This is a genomic window from Streptomyces spongiae (assembly GCF_009377185.1).
GTDB lineage: Bacteria > Actinomycetota > Actinomycetes > Streptomycetales > Streptomycetaceae > Streptomyces > Streptomyces spongiae.
On sequence record NZ_VJZC01000469.1, the window covers coordinates 1 to 7,991 of the forward strand.

Annotated in this window: 9 protein-coding genes; 5 read left to right on the forward strand and 4 right to left on the reverse strand. The window is 72.3% G+C overall.

Annotation, left to right across the window (positions count from 1 at the left end; translation table 11 throughout):
- Nucleotides 1-58 precede the first annotated feature (58 nt).
- Nucleotides 59-337, reverse strand: a complete 279-nt coding sequence (gene pspAA / locus FNH08_RS38415; RefSeq protein WP_152776156.1) for a PspA-associated protein PspAA — start codon at nucleotides 335-337, stop codon at nucleotides 59-61.
- A gap of 67 nt (nucleotides 338-404) precedes the next feature.
- Nucleotides 405-1,211, reverse strand: a complete 807-nt coding sequence (locus tag FNH08_RS38420; protein WP_152776157.1) for a PspA/IM30 family protein — start codon at nucleotides 1,209-1,211, stop codon at nucleotides 405-407.
- Nucleotides 1,212-1,512: 301 nt separating this feature from the next.
- Between FNH08_RS38420 and FNH08_RS38425 the strand changes: the two genes are divergently transcribed.
- The 3 genes from FNH08_RS38425 to FNH08_RS38435 all read left to right on the forward strand — a co-directional run bounded on the left by FNH08_RS38425 (nucleotide 1,513) and on the right by FNH08_RS38435 (nucleotide 4,109).
- Nucleotides 1,513-2,142, forward strand: a complete 630-nt coding sequence (locus tag FNH08_RS38425; RefSeq protein ID WP_194238764.1) for a DUF3043 domain-containing protein — start codon at nucleotides 1,513-1,515, stop codon at nucleotides 2,140-2,142.
- An 83-nt stretch (nucleotides 2,143-2,225) separates the two neighbouring features.
- Entirely contained in the window at nucleotides 2,226-2,927 is a 702-nt protein-coding gene (locus FNH08_RS38430) for a class I SAM-dependent methyltransferase (RefSeq protein ID WP_322726167.1), read from the forward strand.
- A gap of 72 nt (nucleotides 2,928-2,999) precedes the next feature.
- A complete protein-coding gene (locus FNH08_RS38435) occupies nucleotides 3,000-4,109 on the forward strand; it encodes a S1C family serine protease (protein ID WP_152776159.1) in 1,110 nt (369 codons plus the stop codon).
- 98 nt (nucleotides 4,110-4,207) lie between these two features.
- Here FNH08_RS38435 and FNH08_RS38440 read toward each other — a convergent pair whose 3' ends face one another.
- Nucleotides 4,208-4,414: a hypothetical protein gene (locus FNH08_RS38440; protein ID WP_152776160.1), complete on the reverse strand. Its 207-nt coding sequence runs from the start codon at nucleotides 4,412-4,414 to the stop codon at nucleotides 4,208-4,210.
- A gap of 125 nt (nucleotides 4,415-4,539) precedes the next feature.
- Here FNH08_RS38440 and FNH08_RS38445 point away from each other — a divergent pair, with 125 nt between their 5' ends.
- Nucleotides 4,540-5,745 carry a bifunctional adenosylcobinamide kinase/adenosylcobinamide-phosphate guanylyltransferase gene (locus tag FNH08_RS38445; RefSeq protein WP_322726168.1) on the forward strand — a complete coding sequence of 402 codons (1,206 nt, stop codon included), beginning with the start codon at nucleotides 4,540-4,542 and terminating at the stop codon, nucleotides 5,743-5,745.
- Here the strand turns inward: FNH08_RS38445 and FNH08_RS38450 are convergent.
- Nucleotides 5,734-6,762 (reverse strand): class I SAM-dependent methyltransferase, encoded by a 1,029-nt coding sequence (locus FNH08_RS38450; RefSeq protein WP_152776162.1) that lies wholly within the window; start codon nucleotides 6,760-6,762, stop codon nucleotides 5,734-5,736. The two genes, FNH08_RS38445 and FNH08_RS38450, sit on opposite strands and share 12 nt — an antisense overlap.
- A gap of 121 nt (nucleotides 6,763-6,883) precedes the next feature.
- On the opposite strand from FNH08_RS38450, the gene cobT reads away from it, so the two are divergent.
- Nucleotides 6,884-7,991: nicotinate-nucleotide--dimethylbenzimidazole phosphoribosyltransferase (gene cobT, locus FNH08_RS38455; RefSeq protein WP_152776163.1), on the forward strand; the 1,108-nt coding region annotated here is incomplete at its 3' end.

Genomic DNA, 7,991 nt, shown 5'->3' on the forward strand with positions numbered 1-7,991 from the left:
CCCCTGGGGATGGGACGGGTAGGGGCGGCGGGGGCGAAAACAACCCCGTGGGTAGGGCTCAGCCTGGGATCAGGCCGCCGTCGCTCAGGAGGTCCCGGACTTCCGTCAGGGTCGCGTCCGGGGCCGGAAGGATGAGCTCGGAGGGCTCCAGGGCGTCGTCCGGCAACGGCGTACCCATTTCACGGACCTTGTCCAGGAGCGAGTGGAGAGTGCGACGGAACCCCGGCCCGTCGCCGCTCTCCATCTCCACGAGCAGTTCGTCGTCGAGCTTGTTCAGTTCGGTGAGGTGGCTGTCGTCCAGCCTCACCTGCCCCTCCCCCATGATCCGTACGATCATGTCGCCCTCCTCAGGCGTGGGACGCGGACCGCCGGCCGGTCACTGCCGACCGGTCACTGTCGGCCGGTCACTGCTTGTCGAAGCGGGGGGTGTCCTGCTGCTGGGACTGCGACTGCTGGGAGGCGTTACCCGAACCGGCACCACCCTCGATCGCCTGCTGCGAGGACGAGCCTCCCGCCAGCTCCGCCTTCATCCGCTGCAGCTCCAGCTCTACATCCGTACCACCGGAGAGCCGGTCCAGCTCGGCCTGGATGTCGTCCTTGGCCATGCCGGAGGGGTCGTCGAGGGCACCCGAGGCGAGCAGCTCGTCGATGGCGCCCGCCCGCGCCTGGAGCTGGGCCGTCTTGTCCTCGGCCCGCTGGATGGCCAGGCCGACGTCGCCCATCTCCTCGGAGATACCGGAGAAGGCCTCGCCGATCCGGGTCTGCGCCTGGGCCGCGGTGTACGTCGCCTTGATGGTTTCCTTCTTGGTGCGGAAGGCGTCCACCTTCGCCTGGAGGCGCTGGGCCGCCAGGGTGAGCTTCTCCTCCTCGCCCTGCAAGGTCTGGTGCTGCGTCTCCAGGTCCGTCACCTGCTGCTGGAGCGCGGCACGGCGCGACAGCGCCTCACGGGCCAGGTCCTCGCGGCCCAGCGCGAGCGCCTTGCGGCCCTGCTCCTCCAGCTTGGACGACTGCGACTGGAGCTGGTTCATCTGCAGTTCGAGGCGCTTGCGCGAGGTCGCCACGTCGGCGACTCCACGGCGCACCTTCTGCAACAGCTCCAGCTGCTTCTGATACGAGTAATCGAGGGTCTCGCGCGGGTCCTCGGCCCTGTCAAGGGCCTTGTTCGCCTTCGCGCGGAAGATCATCCCCATACGCTTCATGACACCGCTCATGGGCTTCGCGCGCCCCCTTCTGACGGACTCCAGCTCCAGCGACTACAACAAGACCCACGGTACGGGGTCTGCATCTATTACCGCACTGTTCGGGGACGGATGCGCTCATCCCCAAGGACGACTGCGTGCGGCACTGCTCCGGCGTAGGGAGTAGGTGTCTCCCGGGGTTGTGTACGGGGTGGGTCCCGGAATTCCTCAGGCTCCCTTGGTGCGGGCCGTCGCCGGCCTTCCCTTTCAGGCCACTCTGTCCCTCTACATGACGAGCGGTGTTGCCGGATCGTTCCCCGCCCGGCGGGGGTCCATGCCCCGGCACCCCGTACCCTTGGGTTTTGTGTTCCGTAGCCGCGCCAAGAGCGAGAAGGACCCGGTGGCCGACAAGGCATCGGTGACCGACTCCCAGCAGACCCGTGACCCGCAGGCCCCCAAGGGCCGGCCCACGCCCAAGCGCAGTGAGGCCCAGGCCCAGCGCCGCAGCGTCGCCAACACGCCGACGACGCGCAAGGAGGCCGCCAAGCGCTCCCGCGACGAGCGCCGCGCCGCGCTGGAGAAGCAGCGGCAGGCGCTGGCGGGCGGTGACGAGCGCTACCTGCCCGTCCGTGACAAGGGGCCGGTGCGGAAGTACGCCCGTGACTTCGTGGACTCGCGGTTCTCCATCGCGGAGTTCTTCCTGCCGCTGGCCGTGATCATCCTCGTGCTGAGCATGGTGCGGGTGGCGTCGCTGCAGAACATCGCACTGCTGCTGTGGCTCTTCGTGATCGTGCTGATCGTGGTCGACTCGTTCTGGATCGCATTCCGTCTGAAGAAGCAGCTGAGCGAGCGCTTCCCGAACGAGAACAGGCGTGGCGCCGTCGCCTACGCGCTGATGCGCACCCTCCAGATGCGTCGCCTCCGGCTGCCGAAGCCGCAGGTCAAGCGCGGAGAGCGGCCCTGAGCACGACGACTTTCTCCGGGGGTGCGGCGGACGCGTGGCTGAACAGGCTGGGCGGACTGCGTGATGTCGTACGGCAGGAGCTGGTGGCCCGGCAGCTCGACGAGCAGATAGCCGGGCGGTTCCCCGTCGGGCAGCGGCTGCGGGTGCTCGACGTCGGCATGGGCCAGGGCACCCAGGCGCTGCGGCTGGCGCGGGCCGGGCACAAGGTGACCGGGGTCGAGCAGGACGCGACGATGCTCGCCGTGGCCCGCGAGGCCCTCGCGGGTGAGCCCGAGGGGATACGGAGCCGCGTCCGGCTCGTCGAGGGCGACGGCCATGAGACGGGCGTGCACTTCCTGCCGGGCAGCTTCGACGTGGTGCTGTGCCACGGGGTGCTGATGTACGTCGAGGACCCGGACGCGCTGCTGGCGGGCCTGGCACGGATGGTCGCCCCCGGAGGTCTTCTCTCCCTCCTCGTACGGAACGGGGACGCGCTCGCCATGCGGCCGGGACTCGCCGGTGACTGGGCGGCCACGCTGGCCTCCTTCGACACCACCACGTACCAGAACCGCCTGGGCCTCGACGTGCGCGCCGACCGCCTCGACACCCTCACCTCGGCCCTCGCGGGCATCGGCGCCCCGCTCCACGCCTGGTACGGCGTCCGGGTCTTCACGGACCTCGCCGCGGACGACGCCCCCGTCCCTGAGGACGTGGACACGCTGCTGGCGGCGGAGGAACGGGCCGGACGGACGGATCCGTACAGGGGGGTGGCGGCTCTGCTGCACCTGTGCGGGGTGCGGGGCTAGAGCCATGCCCCAGGGGGCCCGTTCGGGCGCCCACCGAGGGCCGGGTGCCGGAGCCGACGTGAGACTCGGGGCATGGACGTTCTCCGTGCCCGTGACACCCTCCACGATCGTCTCCGTGTCCGCTCCCATGCCCTCCGACTGTTCCTTGCCGTGGTCGTCCTCGCCGCTGTCTCCGGTCCGCTCTCCGGGTGCTCCGGTGACGGGGCGCCGGGCCCCACGGGCAGGTCCACCACCGCACGGGCAGCCGTCCCCGCGCAGCCGAACGACCTTCAGGACGCGTACCGGAAGGTGGTCAGGGACGTGTTGCCCTCCGTCGTGCAGATCCGGGCACGTGAGGACCTGGGGTCGGGAGTCGTCTACGACGACGAGGGACACGTCGTCACGAACGCGCATGTCGTGGGGGACGAGCAGACGTTCCGGGTGACGATCGCCAACAGCGAGACCGAGCTGGACGCGACGCTCGTGTACTCGTACCCGCAGCAGGACCTCGCCGTGGTGAAGCTGGACCGGGTGCCGGACGGGCTGAAGACGGCCCGGTTCGGGGACTCAGGCAGGGTCGAGGTGGGCCAGATCGTCCTCGCCATGGGCTCACCGCTCGGGCTGTCCTCCAGCGTGACCGACGGGATCGTCTCGGCGACCGGGCGGACCGTGACCGAGGGGAGTACCGACGGGGGGACGAGCGCGACCATCGCGAACATGGTGCAGACGTCCGCCGCCATCAACCCGGGCAACAGCGGCGGCGCCCTCGTCGGCCTCGACGGCCTGGTGATCGGCATCCCCACGCTCGCCGCCGTCGACCCGGAGCTGGGCGGCGACGCGGCGCCCGGGATCGGTTTCGCCATCCCCGCGTCGACGGTGACGAGGATCGCCGACCAGATCGTCCGTGAGGGTCGCGTCACCGACTCGGGCCGGGCCGCGCTCGGCATCACGGGCCGTACGGTCGTCGGCGACGACCTACGCCCCGACGGGGTCGCCGTCGTCGAGGTCAGGGAGGGCGGCGCGGCCGACCGGGCGGGCATAGCGCCCGGGGACATCATCACCGGATTGGGTGACACGGACATCACCACGATCACGTCGCTCTCCGAAGCCTTGGCGAGCGAACAGCCGGGTGACCGGACGAGGGTCACGTACAGGAGGAACGGCGACGTGAAGACCGTGAACGTGACGTTGGGCGAGCTTTAGCGCCCCAAAGGGGCGCGGGGAACTGCGCGACCAGCCACAACGGCCCCGCAGCCACCCACGGACAACAACCCGGGCTCTGAACCGCGCACCCAGCGGAGCTACTCCGCGTGCAAGCTCATCGGCCCATAAATCTGCGTCGCGTCCTCGAACAGCCGCACCTGGTCCGCGCCCCCCTCGGTCAGGGCCTTCCAGTGCTCACCGATCCAGGACTCGGCATCCCCCTGCGTGGTGAAGTCCTCCGGCTGCACCGCGGGCTGGACCTCCGCCCCGTCGGCCTTCTCGAACCGCCACGTCCATGCCGCCATGTGAGCCTCCGTAAGTACCGGCCCGGTACCGAACACAGTACCGAGCAAGATCCGGTTCCTGCTCTGAGCCTAGTCGGACGCGCAAGATCTGCGCGGACGTTGCGGGACACGGGAAAATGAGGTGCGTGGAACTGACACTGCTCGGCACCGGCGCCCCCGATGGCCTCCCCCGCCCCGACTGCCCCTGCGCGGCCTGCGCGAACGCGCTGGGTTCCGACGCGCGCGCGGCGACCGCGGTGCTGCTCGACGGCACGCTGCTGCTCGACCTGACACCCGGCGCCGCCCTCGCCGCCGCCCGCTCCGGGCACACCCTGGCCGGCGTGCGCCAGGTGCTGCTCTCGCATCCGCACGACGGGCCCGCGGTCGAGGTCCCGGCGGGGCTGCCGCAGCCCGGACGGGTGCCGGACGGAAGGGAGTTGGCACTGCTGACCGGGCATCGGGTACGGGCCGTGGCGATGGACGCGCCGGGAACGGGGTACGCGGTGACGGCACCGGACGGGCAGCGGCTGCTGTACCTGCCGCCGGGCGCCGCGCCCGCGGGGATCGAGGAGCGGTCCGCCGAGCCGTACGACATGGTCCTCGCCGATGTCGTGAGGCGGCCGGACGCGCTGGCGCGGCTGCGGGCGGCGGGCGCGGTCGGGCCGGCGACCGACGTGGTCGCCGTGCACCTCGATCACGACGCTCCGCCCGGCACCGAGCTCGGCCGCCGGCTGGCGGCCGCCGGGGCGCGGGCCGTGCCGGACGGTACGACGCTGACCGTGGGCGTCTACGAGGACGTACCGGACGTACCGCGCCGCACGCTCGTGCTGGGCGGCGCCCGGTCCGGGAAGTCGGTGGAGGCCGAGCGGCGCCTGGAGGCGTTCCCGGACGTGCTGTACGTGGCGACGGGCGGTATGCGGGGCGGCGACAGCGAGTGGGCGGACCGTGTCGCCACCCACCGGGAGCGGCGGCCCGGCTCGTGGCACACCGTCGAGACCTGCGACCTGGTGCCCCTGCTGAAGGACGACGGGGGCACGCCCCTGTTGATCGACTGTCTGTCGCTGTGGCTGACGGACGCGATGGACTCCGTAGGCGCGTGGGACGACGCCGAGTGGGCGGACGGCGGCGAGCGGGCGCTGCGGGCGCGGGTGCGGGAACTGACCGAGGCCCTCCGCGAGACCCGCCGTACGGTCGTCGCGGTGTCGAACGAGGTGGGCTCGGGAATCGTGCCCGCGACGGCGTCCGGGCGCCGCTACCGTGACGAACTCGGGCGCCTGAACGCGGCGTTCGCGGGCGAGTGCGAGCACGTGCTGCTGGTGGTGGCGGGGCAGGCCCTGCCGCTACGCGGGTGACGCCTCGGGGGGTGACGCCTCGGGGGGTGACGCCTCGGGGGGTGATGCCTCAGAGGTTCTCGCCGGTCTGCGCACGATGATCCGGTACGCGTTCGAGAAGCGGGTGCGGCTCAGCAGCGGGGCGAGGCCGACGTCCAGGGCCACCGCCGTCGCCAGGAGGGGCGCGCAGGCCCGGGTCAGTGTCGTTCCGGCGCGCCGGCGGGTCAGCACCAGGCAGAGGGCGCCGGTCAGGTCGTACGGGACGTGCGGGGTTCGCCGGTCCGTGGCGACGACCGTGCAGCCCTGCGCCCGGAGTTCCCGCGTCAGGTTCCGCAGCGGCATCAGGTGCAGATGGCGCGGCTGGTCGTACGCCACCCACCAGGTGCCGAGCAGCGTGCCGAACGCGCTGCCGGGGTCCGGGACTTCGACGATGAGGTGGCCGCCGGGGCGGAGCACGTCGAGGGCGGCGCGGAGTTCCGCGCGCGGATCGGGGGTGTGCTCCAGGTGGTGGAGCATGCTGACCACGTCGTAGCGGCCACGCAGCCGGGCGGTGATCTCCGGGTCGGTGAGCAGGCCCTGGTGCGCCTCCTCGATCCGCCCGGCGGCTCGGGCCCGCTGGACGCGGGGTGTGGCGTCGAGCCCGTCGAAGGAGGTGTACGCGTGCACCTCCCGCGCGGTCTCCGGGAACTGCCCGTGGCCGGTGCCGACGTCGAGCCAGCTCTCGGGCTCGGGATACGGGAGCATCGCGCGGGCGGCGGCCCGGTGGCGACGCCGGATGCCGCGGGCGCCGAGGACGCGTTCGACGGAGGGGTCGGGGCGTCCGCGGGCGTCCCGGACGGCCAGCGCCCGATCCGTGATCCGGGGGTTCTGGAAGGCGTGGCCGCAGTCCCGGCACTCGTCGACCACGAACGGGCCCGGCGTGCGCCGTGCCGGGTCGGGCGTACGGACGCGGGTGCGCAACCGCCGTGCGCCGCACCAGGGGCAGTCGTCTCGGCGCGGTTCGTGGAACGGCTCGTGGGACTGCTCGTGGGACGGCATCACGGCTCCTGCCTACGGCATATCAGGGCAAAAGGAACGTATGGGATCGCCATCCCCGGTGCAATGACGTGGTGATGATGTGGCGCCGTCGTGTTCGATCGCTGCCGGTACTGTTCGGCGAATGAGCTCGCTTAATCTCGACGACTTCACCGATCTGATCGAGCGCCCCGACGGTGGGGTGCGCCGCGACGCCGAGGCGCGGCGGGAGCGGCAGATCGTGCCGCCCGGGGCGCTGGGGCGCCTCGACGACCTGGGCGAGTGGCTGGCGGCGGCGCAGTCCTCCGTGCCGGTGCGGCCGGTCACCCGGCCGCGTGTGGTGCTGTTCGCGGGTGACCACGGGGTCGCCGGACTAGGTGTCTCCGCGCGGCCCGCGGGCACGGCCCAGGAGCTGGTGCGGGCGGTGCTCGACGGGGGCAGCGCGGTGTCGGTGCTGGCCCGGCGGCTCGACGTGCCCGTGCGGGTGGTGGACATGGCGCTCGACTGCGCGCCGGAGGAGCTGCCGGACGAGGTCGTACGGCACCGGGTGCGGCGCGGGTCCGGGCGGATCGACGTCGAGGACGCGCTGACCCTCGAGGAGGCGGAGGCGGCGTTCCTGGCGGGGGTCGCGGTCGCGGACGAGGAGGCCGACTCCGGTACGGATCTGGTGGTGCTCGGCGATGTGAGCGTCGGGGGCACCACGGCGGCGGCGGTGCTGGTCGCGGCGCTGTGCGGCACGGACGCGTCCGTCGTCACCGGGCGGGGTGGCCGGGCGATCGACGACCTGGCGTGGATGCGGAAGTGCGCGGCCGTGCGGGACGCTCTGCGGCGGGCCCGGCCGGTGCTCGGGGACCAGTTGCAGTTGCTGGCGACGGTGGGCGGTGCCGACCTGGCCGCGATGACGGGTTTCCTGCTGCAGAGCGCCGTACGGAAGACGCCGGTGATCCTGGACGGCGTCGTGTCGGCCGCGTGTGCCCTTGTCGGTCAGCGGGTCGCCTTCCGGGCGCCGGACTGGTGGCTGGCCGGCCAGAACAGCGGCGAGCCGGCCCAGGCCAAGGCCCTCGACCGTATGGCCATCGAGCCCCTCCTCGACCACGGCGTGGCCGTCGGCGAGGGCACGGGCGCGCTCCTGGCCCTGCCGCTGGTCCAGGCGGCGGCGGCCTTGGCGGCGGAGCTGCCGGAGCGGCCGGAGCCTGAGCCTGAGCCGAAGCCGCTGGACGCGGCGGACTCGGTGGGGTCGGTGGGGTCGGTGG

What these genes read in the sequence shown, in the direction of transcription:
- FNH08_RS38440 (WP_152776160.1), bottom strand. Translation starts at nt 4,414, where the DNA reads ATGGCGGCATGGACGTGGCGGTTCGAGAAGGCCGACGGGGCGGAGGTC.
- pspAA (WP_152776156.1), bottom strand. Translation starts at nt 337, where the DNA reads ATGATCGTACGGATCATGGGGGAGGGGCAGGTGAGGCTGGACGACAGC.
- FNH08_RS38420 (WP_152776157.1), bottom strand. Translation starts at nt 1,211, where the DNA reads ATGAGCGGTGTCATGAAGCGTATGGGGATGATCTTCCGCGCGAAGGCG.
- FNH08_RS38450 (WP_152776162.1), bottom strand. Translation starts at nt 6,762, where the DNA reads ATGCCGTCCCACGAGCAGTCCCACGAGCCGTTCCACGAACCGCGCCGA.
- FNH08_RS38435 (WP_152776159.1), top strand. Translation starts at nt 3,000, where the DNA reads ATGGACGTTCTCCGTGCCCGTGACACCCTCCACGATCGTCTCCGTGTC.
- FNH08_RS38425 (WP_194238764.1), top strand. Translation starts at nt 1,513, where the DNA reads ATGCCCCGGCACCCCGTACCCTTGGGTTTTGTGTTCCGTAGCCGCGCC.